We start from the raw sequence: 15,805 nt of genomic DNA, 5'->3' as shown, positions 1-15,805 counted from the left end.
GGAAAATTATATTTAAATAAAAATAAGGAAAAAGATTGATGAATAGATAATCTTAAAAATAAATCATTACAATTTAAATTAAAATGATACTTTTGAATACATGGATTTTCCGGTAACTTTCGACATTTTCGGTAAAACAATTCTTGCGCATCCGCTTTTTGAAGCCACAGGGATTTTTATAGGAATGCGCTATTATTTCTATTTAAAAAGGAAGTCTGCTGAAAAGTTGTCTTTTAATACTTCAGCGGCCGTTTTAATAGGAGCAACTGCAGGAGCTTTAATTGGGTCGAAATTAATAGGAAATCTTGAAAATCCTTATATTCTCATTTCCGAAGAATTCAGTTTTAAAAGATTCTGGACCAATAATACCATTGTCGGAGGTTTGGCGTTTGGGCTTATAGGAGTTGAATGGGCCAAGAAAATAGTAGGCCATAAAGAAAGCACGGGAGACCTGATTGTTTTCCCGTTAATGCTGGCAATAATTATCGGAAGAGTAGGCTGCTTTCTCACAGGAATTCACGAAGAAACCTATGGCCTTCCTACAGATTCAGTTTTTGGAATGCACCTCGGCGATCAGTATCTGAGACATCCCGTTGCTTTATACGAAATTGCATTTCTCATTATTCTATGGATTATTTTAAAAATGATTCAGAAAAAAAATAAATTTCCTTCAGGATTTATTTTCCAGCTGTTTATGATTAGTTACTTCACCTTCAGATTTATGCTGGATTTTATCAAGCCTAAAATAGATATCCTTGCAGGACTCGGAACAATACAGTTGGTTTGTGTTGCTGTGATTTTTTATTATTTCTTTAAGCTTGAATCAACAAAAATTGTAAATTCACTTTAAATATTACTCATGAAACTACTTACGTTATTAGAAGTTGGGAATCTGGGTCTTGCCGGTCTTGTCATATTTATAATCTTCGTTATTTTAATCGTGCTTTTTATGGTCTCAATATTTGTAGCAGCTTTTGTACAGATTATTTACGAATGGAATAATGAAAAAAAGTTTTCAAGAGGACAGTTTTGGAAGACGGTTTTGATATCAATGCTCGTTGGCGGGCTGATCAGTGGCTTCGTCTGTGGAGGAATGTAAAAAACAGTTAAGAATGGATTTGTTGATTTCTATAATAATTGCACTTTTTATATTCGGAGGAACTATTTTTGGAATTTCATTTATAGTTGGAGAAATTACCGAAGCTATTTTTTAGTGGAAGAATAAAAATTTTTCAAAGAAGCAATTTTGGCAAGCCGTCACTATTTTCATGCTTATCTGTTTGATAATAAGTGGAATGGTTTGCGGAGGAATTTTATAAATTAAGAATTATTATGCCAGTAAGAAACTATACCTATTACGATTATACCATCAGTCTTTGCCCGGAATGCCTGAAAAGAGTAGGCGCAAAGATCATTATTGAGGATGAAGCGGTTTTCATGACGAAAAGATGCCCCGATCACGGATTTTTCAAAACAAAAATTGCTTCTGATGTGCAGTATTATAAAAACATAAGAAATTACAATAAAGCTTCGGAAACCCCCGTACATTTTGGAACCGATGTAGAATACGGCTGTCCCTATGATTGTGGTTTATGTGTTGATCATGAACAACATAGCTGCCTTTCCATCGTGGAAGTAACGGATCGCTGCAATCTTACATGTCCTACCTGTTACGCCATGTCTTCGCCGCATTACGGAAGCCACAGAAGCCTTGAGGAAATCGAAGCCATGTTTGATATCATCGTTAAAAATGAAGGAGAGCCGGATGTCGTACAGATCAGCGGAGGAGAACCCACTATTCATCCTGAATTTTTCAAAATCATGGACATTGCGAAGTCGAAACCGATCAAACATTTAATGTTGAATACCAACGGTGTAAGAATTGCCAATGATTCGGGTTTTGCCGAAAAATTAGCAACCTATGCTCCGGAATTTGAAATTTATCTTCAATTCGATTCCTTTAAACCGGAAGTCCTGGAAGATTTCAGAGGAAAAGACCTTACCGATATTCGTATGAAAGCATTGGAAAAATTGAACGCTTTGAATCTTTCCACAACACTGGTTATCGTACTTCAGAAAGGGAAGAATATTGATGAGATCGGAAAAATTATTGAATTTGCGTTAAAACAAAAATGTGTCCGCGGAATTACCTTCCAACCGGTAGAAATTGCAGGACGAAACCGGGATGATTCGGCATATGAAAAAATTACCTTAACCGAAGTAAGGCAGGAGATTCTGAATCAGTTTCCGCTGCTGAATTCGGATGATCTTATTCCGGTTCCGTGTAATCCCGATGCTTTGGCAATGGGGTATATTCTGAAACTAGAAGGCGAAACGATTCCTTTAACAAGATATATCAATCCTGCTGATCTCCTGAACAATGAAACGAAAAATACAATCGTTTACGAGCAGGATACGGGATTGCAGATGCAGCTGCTGGATATTTTCAGCACCGGAATTTCCGTAGATAAAGTGAAACCTAAAGTCAACCAGTTATTATGCTGTCTTCCCGATGTTTCTGCTCCTAATCTGGATTACGACAACCTGTTCAGAATTATCATCATGAATTTTATGGATGCTCATGATTTTGATGTCCGGGCCGTAAAGAAATCCTGTGTGCATATTGTCAACAAAGACCTGAAATTAATTCCTTTTGAAACCATGAACCTTTTTTATCGTGATGATAAAAGTAAATATTTGGAGGAATTAAGAAGGGAGGATAGAGTGCTATTTTAAAGTTCTTTTGTCTTGAAACAAAAGAACCAAAAGTTCAAGACTCGGAAACTTTCGCTAAAAATTAATTCTGTTCTCTAAAAATTCTAAAACTTGCGCAAATTCAAATCTGTTCTTCGATTCAAATGTTGTCTCGCGCTCAAACAGAAGAATTTTTTTAACGTTCATAGAATTAATTTTCTTAACGCTCCATTTTCCTATGTCATTATTAATCGGCAATAATTTATGAACAGTTTGCAATATATTGCAATAATTATATTAATCTCTGCGTAATCTGCAAAATCAGCGAGAGAAATAAACAAGGCGTAAAAAAATTTACGCCTCAATATTTTAGATTTAATCAAACTTCATCACCTCGCTCAGCGTATTCATATACTCATACGCCGTAAGATCGAATTTCACCGGAACAATAGAAATGTATCCATTCGCAAGAGCCGTTTCATCAGCATCTTCAGATTCATCCATATTATTGAAATATCCTGTTAGCCAGTAATATTTTTTTCCGTGCGGATTTATCCTTTCATCAAAGCTTTCTTCCCATTTGGCATGAGCCTGTTTGCAGACTTTTACGCCTTTAATTTCTTCTTTTAAAAGTTTCGGGATGTTCACATTCAAAACAACACCTTTCGGCATTGGGTTTTCCAGTGTTTTTTTAACAATATTCTGAATATATTCTTTTGCCTGACTAAAATCTGCTTCCCAGCTGAAATCCAGTAACGAAAATCCGATGGCAGGGAGATTCTCTACGCCCGCTTCTACCGCTGCAGACATTGTCCCGGAATAGATTACATTAATGGAAGAATTGGCGCCATGATTGATCCCGGAAACGACAATATCCGGTCTTCTCGACAATATTTTATCCAGCGCCATCTTTACACAGTCAACAGGCGTTCCGCTGCATGAAAAATCTCTTTGCGGGCCTTCGAGATGTACTTCTTCATAACTTAGGGTAGAATTGATGGTAATAGCATGGCCTTTGCCGCTTTGTGGAGAATTGGGTGCTACCACAACAACTTCTCCGATTTCGTTCATAAAACTTACAAGATTTCTGATACCAGGTGCTGTAATCCCATCGTCATTAGTAACCAGAATAAGTGGTTTTTCCATATTAAAATTTAATTTTAACAAAAATACTTAAAACTATCTGATATTTGTAAAGAAGGTATTAAATTTGATAATTTGTAACAGTTAATTAAAAATTACTACTTATTAAAATACTTTTTTTATAAAAATTAATAAAATACATTACAGATTTATGTGGAAAAATTTTAAGCTAAATAAATTTTTACTCCTCATTCCATTAACAAGTCTAATGTTTTGTTTCAACTCGCCTAAAAATGATGATGAAAAGATGCAGACGATAATGGTGAGCGTAAAAAATACACTTTCTTACTTGCACTACAGCCCGAAACCGATTAATGATGCGTATTCCAAAGACGTTTACAAACATTATTTCGAATTGGTAGATCCGGGCAAAAGATATTTCCTGCAATCGGATATGGATGAATTCGCCAAGCACGAAACTAAACTTGATGATTACATCAATCTGGGAGATCTTACTTTTTACAAACTTACGGTAGACCGATTATACCAGCGTGCAGACGAGATTGATAAAATGACGCAGGATATTTTCAGCAAACCGATCGACCTTAAAGAAGATGAATCGCTGATCCTGGAGCCGAAACTTAAAAAATCACCTGTAAACAAACAGGAGATGTATAACGAGTGGAAAAAATTCATTAAGTACAATATCCTCCAGGAAATTGAATCCATGAACAGCAAGGAAGAAGCTCAGAAAGAGAAGAAAGACTCCGTTCAAAAATACAAGCTGAAAGATACCATCAAATATGAGCCTATTGCACCGGATCAAAAGATCAAAAAAGCAACGGATGAGGTGAAAGATCTTGTAAAAGAAACGTTTACGAGATTTAAAAAAAGAAAGAAAATGGATTGGTTTACCGTGTATATGAATGCTTATACGGAGGTTTTTGATCCGCATACCAACTATTATTCACCGAAAGATAAAGAAGATTTCGATACCAATTTTACGGGAAAAGTAATCGGGATCGGGGCAATCATCCAGGAGAAAAAGGGAAATCTGTATCTCGGAGCCCTAACAATTGGTGCTCCCGCCTGGAAATCCAAACAGCTTTCCGAAGGAGATAAAATTTTAAAAGTTAAATCTAAACCGAAGGAAGATGCGGTAAACGTTGTCGGAATGCTTTCTGACGAAGCAGTACGATTAATCAGAGGAGAAAAAGGAACTCCGGTTACACTAACAGTTCAGAAAAAAGACGGTTCTATTAAAGATGTTACCATGATCCGTGAAGAAGTAGCCATTGAAGATACCTTCGCCAGAAGCATTGTCATCAATTCTCCGGATGGTAAAAAATATGGGTTTATTAATCTCCCAAGTTTTAATGCTGATTTTGAAAATCCAAATGGAAGAAATGCTTCCGACGACATTAAAAATGAGATCATTAAACTGAAACAGCAGAATATCGAAGGGATTGTTCTGGATCTTAGAAATAACGGAGGAGGCTCTCTTACGGAAGTAGGTGATATCATGGGGCTTTTCATGGATGCAGGACCTTATGTTCAGGTAAAAGACGGAAACGGAAAAATTCAAACCTTAAAAAATAAACAGGAAGCACCGATCTGGACAGGTCCACTGGTAATTATGCAAAATGAACTCTCTGCATCTGCATCTGAGATTCTTGCCGGGGTTATGCAGGATTACGGAAGAGCAATGATAATCGGTTCTCCGCAGTCATTCGGGAAGGGTACGGTTCAGACCTTTGTAGATCTAAATAGATTCCTGAATACGGAAGATGATTTCGGATCTTTAAAGCTTACCATCCAGAAGTTTTACAGAATTACCGGGGAATCTACCCAGAGAAAAGGAATTGTTTCCGATATAGAAATGAAAGATTTCTTTACTTATGCTGAAGTGGGTGAAAGATATGACGACTTTGCTTTAGCCTGGGACAAGATTCCTTCTACCAGCTTCCAGAAGCTTAATTATTTCAATATTCAGGCTTTAGAAAAGGCAAGTGCTGGCAGAATGGCGAAAAATGCCAAATACCAGCTGCTTCTGGAATCCGCACAATGGAGAGAACAACTTGATAAAGAAGAATCTATCACTTTGAACATTGATAAGTTTAATGTACTTACGAAGCAAAGAAAAGCTCAGATTGAGAAATTCAAATCTTTAAATAAGTTTGAAAACGGACTTCAGTTCTCAATGTATCCAAGTGAGATAGAAAGAGAGAAAAAAGACGAAGCTTTCAAAAAGAAATCTGAAATCTGGATCAAAAATCTGAAAAAAGACCTTTATCTTCAGGAAGCGATGAACATTATTGCAGATATGAATGTAAAAGCGTAAATCTAAATCCATTCTAAAAACCGTTGCCTTCGAGAACCTCAGGCAACGGTTTTTTTAAAGCAAAATTCCCGGAAATTTCCGGGAATTTTATTTATCTGATATTTATTAAATTTAATTTCCAACAACCGTTTTTGCAGTTACAAATTCTTTTAAAGCTAATAATGAAAGTTCCGTTCCGTATCCGGAAGCTTTTGTTCCGCCGAATGGAAAACGCGGGTCAGAGCTTGTCATCCTATTGATATTTACCGTTCCGGATTCTAAGTTTTCAATAAAAAACAATTGCCGGTCTTTATTCTTTGTCCATACCGAATTGGAGAGTCCGAAAGGAATATCATTGGCAATTTTTAGTGCTTCTTCATCATTTTTAGCAGTCATTACCATTCCCAACGGGCCAAAAAGTTCTTCATGAAGAATAGGATTCCCTTCTTTTACTCTGATCAGACCTGGCTTGAACTCATGATCAGAAATTCTTTCCAGAGGGAGAATAATTTCCGCGCCGTTTTCCAACGCTTTACGGAACTGTTTTTCCAGGTCATCCGCTAAGTCAGGCCTTGCCATCCCTGCAATTTTCGTTTCCTTATCCATAGGATCTGCAGGAACGTATTTTTTGTATTCTTCAATGAATTTCGGGAGAAAAGCATCCTCTATTTTTACATCAATGATAAATCTCTTTGCGGCTACGCATGTTTGTCCGCAATTCTGAAGCCTTGCAAGCGCACCCACTTTAGCTGCTTCATCCAGATCCGCATCATCCAAAACAATAAATGCATCGCTGCCACCCAATTCAAGTAAAGACTTTTTAATATTTTGCCCTGCAATGGAAGCCACTTCTGCGCCTGCTTTTTCACTTCCGGTAAGGCTTACTCCCGAAATAATTTGATGTTCAAGAACCTCCTTTACATCTTTATGTCCAATTTCAAGATTCTGAAAAACACCTTCGGGAAAACCCGCTTCAAGTAGTACTTTTTCAATAGCATTTCCACTACCGAAACAGATGGATGCGTGCTTTAAAACAACAGTGTTTCCCGCTAAAATAGCCGGAATTGCAAATCTCAGCACCTGCCAGAAAGGAAAATTCCAGGGCATTATACCGAGAATTACACCTTTAGGGATATAATGAATTTCGGAATAAGAGTATTCAGATTGTATTTTTTCAGGCTGTAAAATGTTTTCGGCATCTGCATAATAATTCATCATTAAAGCACATTTTTCTACTTCTGCAATGGACTGGGAAATCGGCTTATTCATTTCCGAAGTAATAGCAGACCCAAATTCTTCAGAGCGCATTTTTAAAATTTCAGCTGCTTTGGCTATGAGTTTCTGCCGGTGTTCGAACGGCGTTTTCTTCCATTCTGAAAATGCCTTATCTGCTTTGATAAGCTTATTTTCAATTAATTGTTCCATAAAATAGTCTTTGTTTTAAATTCAAATGAATTTATTATTGCTTTAATAGCATGATGATGGGAACAAAATATGTTCCTTGTATTTCAGTAAAGTAATGATTCTCTCTATCGGACACATTATTAAATCATAAACCATTCGTTGATAAGGGTCGCTGCGAGCCTTGCCGTTCTGTCCTGAATATCATACACCGGATTTACTTCGGCTACATCCAGAGCCAAGAGCTTTTCGCTTTTCAGAATATGTTTGTACAAATGCATAAATGCAGCATCTGCGAAGATCCCGTTATAAGCAGACGCAGAAACTCCTGGAGCTATCGAAGCATTGAAGACATCCATGCAAATTGTGAGATATAAATAATCAACACGCTCCACAAGATCATTGATTCTCTGATAAACCGAAGGCAGGTTTTCAAAGAAAATTTCATCTGCCAATATATATTTCATACCATATTGGTGGGCTGTATCAAACAATTTGAGTGTATTGGAGTTTCTTTGAATGCCGATATGTAAAGAATTAACAGGGCCTTCCTGAGCAATCTGCCAAAACCCGGTACCCGAGCTTGCCCCTATTCCGTTTTCAGGCTCTCGGTTGTCGAAGTGGGCATCAATATTGATGATTCCGATTTTCTGCTCCGGAAATGCTGTTTTCAGGCCCAGGTAATGTGCGTAGGTAACCTCATGTCCGCCTCCGAGAACAACGGATCTGCCGTTTTTCAGCAATACTTTAGAAACGTTTTTTGCAAGATTGTTCTGGGCATCTTCCAGATTCTCATCGTCACAGGTAATGTTTCCGAAATCAAGTAAGGAAAAATCCGGACGGATAACCGGAAAGTTTGCCATATTTTTCCTGATGAGATCCGGGGCATCTTTTGCGCCCTGTCTTCCTTTATTCCTGCGAACTCCTTCGTCTACAGCAAAACCGTGTACAACGAAATCTTTTGTTGAAATAAGATCGTAATTGGTTTCCTCTTTAACTCTCTGAAATATTCTATGGAAAAGCAACTCTTCTCCGTCTAATCTTCCCTGCCAAATCATTATCGTATTTTTTACAGATTATTCTCTGAATTTTCCTTTCAATGTTGGTATAAATGTTCTCAAAAACAAGACCAAAAAAGGGATTAGCGCAAAACTCAGTTTAATAACTAAACTATCATTGTTAGAAAATGTTATAAACAGAAGCAAAACAACAATGGCAATTAAATAAAATATAGAGTAGATATAACCGCTTCTATTTTCATATTTAAATTCTCCTCCGTTTGCTGAAAACATATCATCAAGCATACAATTTGCTGATTTGTGATCAACATTTCTGACATCGGAAGTTAAGTTTTTAACAATAATTTCCCTTTTACTTCCTGATTTCACCGCATTAAAAGTGTAATCAATATGCTTTTCAGGAACTCCTAAAGAAACATATTTTTCTTTTATGCTATTAAAATTTTTCATGTATCGTTTTTAAATATGCTTAAATCCTTACTCCATCTATATAGACATTCTCAGCTTTCAGACTTCCCTGATTGTACAGAATATTCTGGAAATTATTGGTTTTAAAGGTCACAAAGTCTGCTTTTAAACCACTTTCCAATTTTCCCCTGTCTTCCAGTGCAAGCGCAAAAGCAGAACGGAACGTAATTCCGGCTAACACTTCGGCGGTCGTCAGTTTTTGAAAAGCTGCTAAAATTGATGCCTGCGTAATGAGATTCCCCATCGGGGCCGAACCGGGATTCCAGTCACTGGCAATTGCCAAGATGGCTCCTGCATCCAAAAGCTTTCTGGCCGGAGTAAACTTTTCGCCCAAACCTAAACTTGCACCCGGCAAAGCTGTTGCCACGGTATCAGATTTTGCTAAAAACTCAATATCTTCATCAATAGTGGCTTCCAGATGATCTGCAGATTTTGCCCCAACTTCAACCGCTATCCTTGAGCTTCCCGGCGTGAACTGATCTGCATGAACGGTAATTTCAAAGCCTAACTCTTTCGTTTTAAGTAAAAAATCTTTGCTTTCCTCCGGCCGGAATGCTGATTTTTCAATAAAAATATCCACTCTTTTTGCCAGGTTTTCTTTTTTGACTTTCGGTAATATTTCCGTTAAAATATATTGTAAATACTCTTGATTACTTCCTTCAAAGTCCCTGGGTTTTAAATGAGCCGAGAGGCAGGTAGGAACAAGAGTCGCCTTTGTTTCCTGTTGTGCTTTTCCGATGATCCGCAACATTTTGAGTTCATTCTCTGCATCAAGCCCGTAACCGCTTTTTATTTCAATGGTGGTAATACCGAGAGCCAATAAAAAATCAATTCTTTGGAGTAATGTGGTTAATAATTCTTCTTCAGAAGCATTTCTTGTATGCTGAACGGAACTCCAGATTCCGCCACCGCTTTCCGCAATTTCGAGATAGGTTCTTCCTGCATTCCGCATGGCAAAATCATTCGCCCGATTGCCGCCAAAGCAAATGTGTGTATGGGAATCTGTAAAAGCCGGAAGCGCTATTTGCACTCCTTCAATTTCTTCAATTTCTATATTTTGATTTTCAGATTTTAAAGCTTCAAAATTTCCTATTTGCTGAATCTTATTTTGACTGATTAAAATTCCGCCATCTTCAATAATTTCGATTTGTTCATCGGATATTTTTCCTCTTAATGGAAGATTGGCAAGGGTAATAACCTGCCTGAAAGGACCTATTAATTTCATTTTTTGTTTGACTAAAATTTAGATAATATTGGTTTATATAAGATCTTAATAGGTTACTTATTCAACAAGATAACATACCGTACTTTATTTGTCATTATGCAGAAATCAAATCCATTATAAGCTGACCAATCTCATCTTTACAGTTTTCTCTCTCAAAAATACTTAAAATAAATTAATATGATGACTCGTAAAACGGCACACATCTACCAAAACCTAGGCCTTGCCCTTAATCTTATCCTCAATCTTTATTGTTACCCTCAATTTTCTTATCTTCACAGTAAATGAAATTGAATTAATGCCTGATTTTTTACATCCGGATAAAGATAATTATTCCCGTGAAGAGCTTGCACAGGAAGAACAGATTCGCCCGCAGAGCTTCAAAGATTTTGCGGGGCAGAGAAAAACACTTGAAAATCTCGAAATTTTTGTAACTGCTGCCAAAAAACGTGGCGGAGCATTAGATCATGTTTTACTTCATGGTCCACCCGGACTTGGGAAAACAACTTTGGCAAACATTATCGCCAATGAACTTGGGGTTAACTGCAAAATTACTTCAGGTCCCGTACTGGATAAACCTGGTAGCCTTGCCGGATTGCTTACGAATCTTGAAGAGAATGATGTTCTTTTTATTGATGAGATTCACCGTTTGTCTCCTGTGGTGGAAGAATATTTATATTCTGCGATGGAAGATTATAAAATTGATATCATGCTGGAAACCGGCCCGAACGCAAGAAGCGTTCAGATTGGGTTAAATCCATTTACATTAGTGGGCGCTACCACAAGAAGCGGGATGCTTACCAAGCCAATGTTGGCAAGATTCGGGATCCAGAGCAGACTGGAATATTATACCATAGAGCTTTTATCAATGATCATCCAGAGAAGCTCAAGGGTTCTGGGAGTAAAAATTTATGAAGACGCTGCTATTGAAATTGCACGCAGGAGTCGGGGAACGCCGAGAATTGCCAATGCTCTTTTGAGAAGAGTTCGTGATTTTGCAGAAATCAAAGGAAACGGGGAAATTGAAATCAATATTACCAAGTATGCTCTAAACTCTTTAAATGTAGATGAATTCGGGCTGGATGAAATGGATAATAAAATCATGCGCGTTATGATTGAAAACTTTAAAGGAAAGCCCGTAGGTATTTCAGCATTGGCAACATCCATAGGAGAAAATCCGGAAACGCTGGAAGAAGTATATGAGCCATTTTTAATTCAGGAAGGATTTATCATCAGAACGCCACGAGGTCGTGAAGTGACAGATAAAGCGTATAAGCATTTAGATATTTCAAGGCCAAAAAATCCGGGAGAGCTTTTCTGAATAAGGAATTCTGACGGATATAAAACGGCAAGAAAATATTATTTAAATTATTTTTAAAGTTGCTCTGAAAATCTTATTTTTCAGAAAGCAAACAAACATTATAAGTCTTAATATGAAACTATATCCAATACAGTGTGGAAAATTTAAACTGGATGGCGGCGCCATGTTCGGAGTCGTCCCGAAGAGTCTGTGGGAAAAAACCAACCCTGCAGACGAAAGAAACCTGATTGAGCTGGGAACACGCTCCCTGCTTGTTGAAGATGGCAAAAAGCTGATCTTAATCGACTGCGGACTGGGAAATAAACAGGACGAAAAATTCTTTAGCCATTATTCGCTTTGGGGAGATGATACTTTAGATAAAAATTTAAAAAAATATGGTTTTGTAAGAGAAGATATTACCGATGTATTTCTTACCCACCTTCATTTCGATCACTGCGGTGGCGCCATTGAATGGAATGACGACAAAACAGGGTACCGCCCTGCTTTCAAAAACGCACAGTTCTGGACGAATGAAAACCACTGGCAATGGGCAACAGTGCCTAATGCAAGAGAAAAGGCAAGCTTTTTAAAAGAAAACATCATTCCGATTCAGGAAAGCGGGCAGCTCAATTTTTTACCTCTCCCAACCACCGGAAATTATGGTTTTGCACCGGATCTGAAAATGGATGTTATTTTTGTTGACGGGCATACGGAAAAACAAATGCTTCCTGTAATTCAGTACCAGGAGAAAACCATTGTCTTTGCAGCAGATCTTATCCCAACCGCAGGGCATATCAACCAGGTGTATGTAATGGGATATGATACACGGCCTCTTCTAACGATGGAAGAAAAGGGGAAATTCCTAAAACAATGTGTTGATAATGAATATTTATTGTTTTTTGAGCATGATGCGCATAACGAATTAGCAAGCCTTAAGATGACGGAAAAGGGAGTTAGACTTGATGAGACATTTAGTTTTAATGATATTTTCGGATATTAATATAAACTATGGAAGAATTACATTCAGAAACCCAGAAAGCTGAGCCGGAACCATTATCATCACCCAAGATTATCGGCCTTACAGGCGGAATAGGATCCGGGAAAACCACCGTAGCTAAATTTATTGAGGAATTTGGATTCCCTGTCTATTATTCAGATGAAAGAGCCAAAGATATCGTTAATGAAAATGAAGATCTTAAAGTTAGGATTAAGGGACTTTTGGGTGAAGAGGCATACGATGAAAACGGGACTTATAACAGAAAATTTGTAGCGGGTAAGGTATTCAACAATAAGAATCTCCTGGAACAGTTAAATCACATTATTCATCCTGCGGTACGTCATGACTTTGAAAATTGGGTTAAGAAGCAGACAAAGTATCTGGTTTTTAAAGAAACTGCTTTGTTATTTGAACTGAAGCTTAATAAAGACTGTTATAAATCTATTCTGGTAACCGCAGAAGATAATATCAGGATGAAAAGAGTAATGGACAGGGACGGTAAAACTTACAGAGAAGTACAGGCCATTATGGAAAAACAAATGCCCGAAAAAGATAAAATAAAACTGGCAGACTGCATTATTTACAACAATACCAATCTCGAAGATTTAAAAGAAATTACTGAAAAGATCGTTTTCGACATTGAATAAATATAAAACCCACTGAGTATTCGGTGGGTTTTTGCTAATAGAAGGTATAACCTGCATTTTATTCCTATAGCTTGATATATTTTCTCTTATCCTATTTACCATACAACTCATAAAAAACAGCTCCCATTACTGAGAGCCTGTTAATTGATTAGTAATCATTAAAAAATAAAATTACTAGTTAGTTGTTAAATTCCCCTCCGGAGGATGGCAAAAATTTCTTGAATTTTTGACGGGTGGTCTAAAAAATAATTACCAAAAGCTCACGAATCTGTATTCAAGAACAAAAACAACGGTTCAGAATTCAAATTCTACCATTCAGCAAAAAAAAATTATTTTCGGGGGAAATTCATCTTATTTTTGAACCGAAAATAAAAGCTATGAAAACAAAACTATTACTGCTCTTCACTCTTTTATCTTTTACGCTCAATATCGCGCAGACAAAAATCTCAGGAAGGGTAACCTACAAAAATAAAGGGATAGCTGAAGTGAATATAACGTTAAAAGATACTTATGACGGAGCAACAACCGATTCCAACGGAAATTTCTCCTTTGAAACTTCAGAAAAAGGAAATAAAACGATACTATTCTCACATCCCAAATACATTGAAGTTGAAAAAGCAATTACCATTGATCATCAGGAAATTTCAGTTAATGCTGAACTTAAAGAACAGATCAATGAGATTGATGCGGTAGTGGTTTCTGCGGGTTCCATTGAAGCCAGTGACAGAAAAAGAGCAACCGCATTATTAACACCCATTGATATTTATACCACGGCCGGAGCAGACGGACAGATTTCTTCAGCATTAACTTTTCTTCCGGGCGTTCAGAAAGTCGGTGAAACAGAAGGCCTTTTCATTCGTGGCGGAACAGGAACGGAATCCAGAATTTTCATGGACGGAAGCCTGATCAACAATTACTTCTCGAATTCGGTTCCGGGAATTGCAGGAAGAGACCGTTTCAATACTTCACTTTTTAAAGGAAATGTGTTCTCAAGCGGTGGATATTCTGCATTGTATGGACAGGCGCTCTCCGGGGCACTGATGCTGGAAAGTGTTGATCTCCCGGATCAGAGCTCATATGATTTCGGAGTTTCACCCATTTTTTTAAATGCCGGTTTTCAAAGACTTACTGATAATAAAAATTCATCTTTCGGGGCAAGCTTAGGATATTCCAATTTGCAGCTGATGCAGGACGTATTTAATTTTAATACCGATTTTTCAGAAGCTCCCCAAAGTTTCAACGGAGATTTTAATTTCAGAATCAAAACAAAATCCGGAGGTTTCATTAAATATTACGGAATGTACGATTCCAACAGGATAGGAGTGAAAACCCAAAGCCTGGAGCCGGAAGAATACGATTGGTCTTTGGTACAATTAAAGGGAAAAAATACCTATCACAATTTGTCATTCAAACAAAAATTCGGAAAATATTTGCTGAATGCAGGAACTTCCTATTCATTCAACCGGTCGGATCTTGATTTTTCCACCGAAAAAAATAACGTGGAAAGCGGAAATACAAAACTTTTAACGGACGGAAATTACATTAATTTTAAAACCGTTTTAGAAAGGAAAGTTAATAGGATCAGCGCATTGCGCGGAGGCTTTGAACTCAATGCAACCAGCGAAAAACTCAGCTTTGATGAATTTGTTCAGAAGCATTATAAAGATCTGATTTCTTCTGCATTCTTAGAAACAGACCTGGGATTCAGCAATCAGCTGTCGGCCAAAATAGGCGTGAGGGCAGAATATTCCTCTTATCTTGAAAAGAGCAATATTGCGCCACGTCTTGCTTTAGCATATCGTTTTGCAAAAAACTGGACAACATCGTTTGCCTACGGCCTTTTTTATCAAAATCCGGAAAGCAGGTACATCAATTCGCCGGCTACTCTCGATTTTCAGAAAGCTGAACATTTTATCTTTCAGGTGCAACGAACATCCGAAGGAAGAAGCCTTAGATTCGAGGCCTTTTATAAAAAGTACGATGATCTGATCAAAGTAAAAAACCTAAGCTATATTGACGGACAGAACCAATATGTGCAAACTGCAGATAACAACAATGGCTATGGTTTTGCAAAAGGTCTTGAACTATTCTGGAGAGATAAAAAAACATTTGAAAACATTGATTACTGGATCAGCTATTCTTACTTAGATTCGAAAAGGGATTTTATGAATTATCCGGTAAGTTTAAAACCCAACTTTGCTTCCGAGCATACGCTTTCAGCAGTAGCCAAAAGATTTTTTCCGAAATGGAAAACCGGTTTCAATCTATCGTACACTTATGCAAAAGGACGCCCGTATTACGACATTGCATCACAGGATACGAACGGCGAACAGCAATATTTTGTAAGACAAGAAGGTCGTTTAAAAGATTACAATGCATTGAATTTCAGCGTGAATTATCTTCCGAATCTGGGAAAAAAAGATGCAAAAGCATTTACTGTACTTGTACTGAGTGTTTCAAATGTGTTGGGGTCTAAAAATGTTTTCGGCTATAATTTTTCAATGGACGGAAGCAGAAACTCTGCAGTAGTTCCGCCGGTAAATACCTTCGTTTTTGTAGGAGCATTCATCAGTTTCGGAGTCGATAAGACCCAGGATGCCATCAATAATAATTTGTAATTTCTTGTTCAAATCAAATAAATTAAACTTTAAAAC

The 15,805-nt window shown here is 37.3% G+C and carries 13 protein-coding genes; 8 read left to right on the top strand and 5 right to left on the bottom strand.

Annotation, left to right across the window (positions count from 1 at the left end):
• The first annotated feature begins 100 nt into the window (after positions 1 to 100).
• From SOP96_RS00135 to SOP96_RS00125, 3 genes are all read left to right on the top strand, one after another.
• The gene (locus SOP96_RS00135; RefSeq protein ID WP_326319219.1) at positions 101 to 850 is read left to right on the top strand and encodes a prolipoprotein diacylglyceryl transferase; all 750 of its coding nucleotides are present in this window, start codon (positions 101 to 103) and stop codon (positions 848 to 850) included.
• 9 nt (positions 851 to 859) lie between these two features.
• Positions 860 to 1,099 carry a hypothetical protein gene (locus tag SOP96_RS00130; protein ID WP_326319218.1) on the top strand — a complete coding sequence of 80 codons (240 nt, stop codon included), beginning with the start codon at positions 860 to 862 and terminating at the stop codon, positions 1,097 to 1,099.
• A 233-nt stretch (positions 1,100 to 1,332) separates the two neighbouring features.
• A complete protein-coding gene (locus SOP96_RS00125) occupies positions 1,333 to 2,736 on the top strand; it encodes a radical SAM protein (RefSeq protein WP_326319217.1) in 1,404 nt (467 codons plus the stop codon).
• A 333-nt stretch (positions 2,737 to 3,069) separates the two neighbouring features.
• On the opposite strand, the gene surE is transcribed toward SOP96_RS00125, so the two are convergent.
• Positions 3,070 to 3,840, bottom strand: coding sequence for a 5'/3'-nucleotidase SurE (surE, locus tag SOP96_RS00120; RefSeq protein WP_326319216.1), 771 nt, complete (start codon positions 3,838 to 3,840; stop codon positions 3,070 to 3,072).
• A 148-nt stretch (positions 3,841 to 3,988) separates the two neighbouring features.
• On the opposite strand from surE, the gene SOP96_RS00115 reads away from it, so the two are divergent.
• Positions 3,989 to 6,118: a carboxy terminal-processing peptidase gene (locus SOP96_RS00115; RefSeq protein WP_326319215.1), complete on the top strand. Its 2,130-nt coding sequence runs from the start codon at positions 3,989 to 3,991 to the stop codon at positions 6,116 to 6,118.
• 111 nt (positions 6,119 to 6,229) lie between these two features.
• Here the strand turns inward: SOP96_RS00115 and SOP96_RS00110 are convergent, their stop codons facing one another.
• The 4 genes from SOP96_RS00110 to hutI form a co-directional block, all read right to left on the bottom strand.
• Positions 6,230 to 7,522 (bottom strand): NAD-dependent succinate-semialdehyde dehydrogenase, encoded by a 1,293-nt coding sequence (locus SOP96_RS00110; RefSeq protein ID WP_326319214.1) that lies wholly within the window; start codon positions 7,520 to 7,522, stop codon positions 6,230 to 6,232.
• Positions 7,523 to 7,641: 119 nt separating this feature from the next.
• Complete coding sequence (gene hutG / locus SOP96_RS00105) at positions 7,642 to 8,556, bottom strand: formimidoylglutamase (RefSeq protein ID WP_326319213.1); 915 nt, start codon at positions 8,554 to 8,556, stop codon at positions 7,642 to 7,644.
• A gap of 18 nt (positions 8,557 to 8,574) precedes the next feature.
• Positions 8,575 to 8,967, bottom strand: coding sequence for a hypothetical protein (locus SOP96_RS00100; protein ID WP_326319212.1), 393 nt, complete (start codon positions 8,965 to 8,967; stop codon positions 8,575 to 8,577).
• Positions 8,968 to 8,986: 19 nt separating this feature from the next.
• Entirely contained in the window at positions 8,987 to 10,210 is a 1,224-nt protein-coding gene (gene hutI, locus SOP96_RS00095; RefSeq protein ID WP_326319211.1) for an imidazolonepropionase, read from the bottom strand.
• A 295-nt stretch (positions 10,211 to 10,505) separates the two neighbouring features.
• Here hutI and ruvB point away from each other — a divergent pair, with 295 nt between their 5' ends.
• The 4 genes from ruvB (at position 10,506) to SOP96_RS00075 (ending at position 15,769) form a co-directional block, all read left to right on the top strand.
• Complete coding sequence (gene ruvB, locus SOP96_RS00090; RefSeq protein ID WP_326319210.1) at positions 10,506 to 11,528, top strand: Holliday junction branch migration DNA helicase RuvB; 1,023 nt, start codon at positions 10,506 to 10,508, stop codon at positions 11,526 to 11,528.
• A 112-nt stretch (positions 11,529 to 11,640) separates the two neighbouring features.
• The gene (locus SOP96_RS00085; protein WP_326319209.1) at positions 11,641 to 12,507 is read left to right on the top strand and encodes an MBL fold metallo-hydrolase; all 867 of its coding nucleotides are present in this window, start codon (positions 11,641 to 11,643) and stop codon (positions 12,505 to 12,507) included.
• Between the two features lie 8 nt (positions 12,508 to 12,515).
• Positions 12,516 to 13,151 (top strand): dephospho-CoA kinase, encoded by a 636-nt coding sequence (gene coaE, locus SOP96_RS00080; protein WP_326319208.1) that lies wholly within the window; start codon positions 12,516 to 12,518, stop codon positions 13,149 to 13,151.
• A gap of 377 nt (positions 13,152 to 13,528) precedes the next feature.
• The gene (locus SOP96_RS00075) at positions 13,529 to 15,769 is read left to right on the top strand and encodes a TonB-dependent receptor (RefSeq protein ID WP_326319207.1); all 2,241 of its coding nucleotides are present in this window, start codon (positions 13,529 to 13,531) and stop codon (positions 15,767 to 15,769) included.
• Positions 15,770 to 15,805: the final 36 nt, after the last annotated feature.

The sequence above is a fragment of the Chryseobacterium salviniae genome (assembly GCF_035819015.1).
Lineage (GTDB): Bacteria > Bacteroidota > Bacteroidia > Flavobacteriales > Weeksellaceae > Chryseobacterium > Chryseobacterium salviniae.
The sequence above is the reverse complement of the archived record's forward strand: the minus strand, read 5'-3'. Positions and strand labels throughout refer to the sequence as shown.

Coding starts and splice junctions, on each gene's coding strand:
- SOP96_RS00135 (WP_326319219.1), top strand. CDS start 101: ATGGATTTTCCGGTAACTTTCGACATTTTCGGTAAAACAATTCTTGCG.
- SOP96_RS00130 (WP_326319218.1), top strand. CDS start 860: ATGAAACTACTTACGTTATTAGAAGTTGGGAATCTGGGTCTTGCCGGT.
- SOP96_RS00125 (WP_326319217.1), top strand. CDS start 1,333: ATGCCAGTAAGAAACTATACCTATTACGATTATACCATCAGTCTTTGC.
- surE (WP_326319216.1), bottom strand. CDS start 3,840: ATGGAAAAACCACTTATTCTGGTTACTAATGACGATGGGATTACAGCA.
- SOP96_RS00115 (WP_326319215.1), top strand. CDS start 3,989: ATGTGGAAAAATTTTAAGCTAAATAAATTTTTACTCCTCATTCCATTA.
- SOP96_RS00110 (WP_326319214.1), bottom strand. CDS start 7,522: ATGGAACAATTAATTGAAAATAAGCTTATCAAAGCAGATAAGGCATTT.
- hutG (WP_326319213.1), bottom strand. CDS start 8,556: ATGATTTGGCAGGGAAGATTAGACGGAGAAGAGTTGCTTTTCCATAGA.
- SOP96_RS00100 (WP_326319212.1), bottom strand. CDS start 8,967: ATGAAAAATTTTAATAGCATAAAAGAAAAATATGTTTCTTTAGGAGTT.
- hutI (WP_326319211.1), bottom strand. CDS start 10,210: ATGAAATTAATAGGTCCTTTCAGGCAGGTTATTACCCTTGCCAATCTT.
- ruvB (WP_326319210.1), top strand. CDS start 10,506: ATGCCTGATTTTTTACATCCGGATAAAGATAATTATTCCCGTGAAGAG.
- SOP96_RS00085 (WP_326319209.1), top strand. CDS start 11,641: ATGAAACTATATCCAATACAGTGTGGAAAATTTAAACTGGATGGCGGC.
- coaE (WP_326319208.1), top strand. CDS start 12,516: ATGGAAGAATTACATTCAGAAACCCAGAAAGCTGAGCCGGAACCATTA.
- SOP96_RS00075 (WP_326319207.1), top strand. CDS start 13,529: ATGAAAACAAAACTATTACTGCTCTTCACTCTTTTATCTTTTACGCTC.